General features: G+C 58.6%; 1 protein-coding gene. It reads left to right on the top strand.

The window, feature by feature from the left end:
• The first annotated feature begins 337 nt into the window (after positions 1 to 337).
• A complete protein-coding gene (locus tag CIK75_RS03700) occupies positions 338 to 1,207 on the top strand; it encodes a hypothetical protein (RefSeq protein WP_143413262.1) in 870 nt (289 codons plus the stop codon).
• Positions 1,208 to 1,438: the final 231 nt, after the last annotated feature.

Here is a 1,438-nt window from a genome sequence, read left to right as displayed (position 1 = left end):
TTCTTCGCTGGAGTTTGCGGTGGAACCCTATTGGGATTGGCGCACGCGTTCCGTTCGTTGCGAATTGCAGCGGCCGAGAAAATTGAAACCATGGGAGCTGTATACGGGGGGACTCTAGCCTGTGCGCTCGTATTCGCAATTGTTGGCGGTGTAGTCGCCTACTTCCTCGCTCGGGACCCATTGACCGGGGCCTTCTTCTCTGGACTTACCGCGCTTGGGCTCGTGGCCCTCTTTCTCGGAAGTGTCGTTCCTTCGACTAGAGCAGGGAAGGGTACTCGGGCCCGTGGGGCGGGCGAAGCTAGCGCGCCCGGTGGCGAAGTTGGCGAGGTGGCTTGATATGGCCAAGAAAACCAACGGACCACGTATTAGCTTCAGCGATGTGCTGGCCAATTCACTTTTCCTGCGGGCGCCAGAGCGCATAAGAGAGGTTGCAGCAGAAACGGCGGCAACTAGGCAAGCTGACGCGGCCCGGGTGACACACGGCGACGAGTTCGTGGCCAAGCAAGCCGAGGACGCGGCTCAGAAACAAGATTCCTATCAAGCTCTAGCGGTGGCTATGAAGAGAGAATCTAGGAGGCGGGTGGCTGAGAGGCAGGCGAGCAACCAAGCCTTCGCAACCGCACAAAGAGAGGCCCTGCCGAAGTTCCTTGACAGTCAGGGGAAAGAAATCGAGGACCTGTCGAAGTTCCTCGACAGTCAGGGGAAAGAAAGCAGGGAAGGCATGACTAGCTCTTCAAAGTCAGCCATGCCGCGGTGGGGTGAGCGGACCTTGCAGGAGCACAGAGCGAGCACCACAAGCTTGTCGCTGGACATGCGGCAGATGCGAGGGGTGATTGCTGGAACAGTTGTTGCGGCGCCGGGCAGCATGCGTCACAAACTACCTGCCCTGCCTGAAAAAGCTGAGGGGTTTGGAGGCGTGGAGTTTAGCAATCCAAGTGAGCTCATAGAGGTGATCCCGGTGCCTCCTAGGGCGGGGCCGGCGGCGACTGTGAAAGAGAGTTCAATGAGTGTGAACGTTCAAGAGGAAGGGCAGCCCGTACCCGGAACGTGGGCGAGGGCCTTGCGAGAAGCCGTACTAGCTCTGGCCGCAGAACCAGGGCTGGAGAAAATCGTGGTGGGTGAGCCTGTCGAGCCAGGGGGTACACCGCCGATTGAGATCTACTTCCGTGACTCGAACACACCTACCGACCCAACTTCAGCTAGGTAGTACTTCGTCGCAGCAATAGGGATGCATCGTGCCTAGCGACGACCGGAAGACCGGTAGAGGGCGAGTATAAATAGCGCGGTCTCGAGCCAGGTCAGGATGTTGAGTCCGATGGCTCAGGGAGTTGACTTGTGCGGCCGTATGGTTCGTCTCAGTGGGCATGATTCGGCTCCTTCTGTTGTGCTTACTGCTCTGGTGGCTTGTCCGGCAGGATTGCGGCCGTATGGTTTTGTG

The organism is Glutamicibacter sp. BW78, assembly GCF_002332245.1.
Lineage (GTDB): Bacteria > Actinomycetota > Actinomycetes > Actinomycetales > Micrococcaceae > Arthrobacter_H > Arthrobacter_H rhombi_A.
The sequence above is the reverse complement of the archived record's forward strand: the minus strand, read 5'-3'. Positions and strand labels throughout refer to the sequence as shown.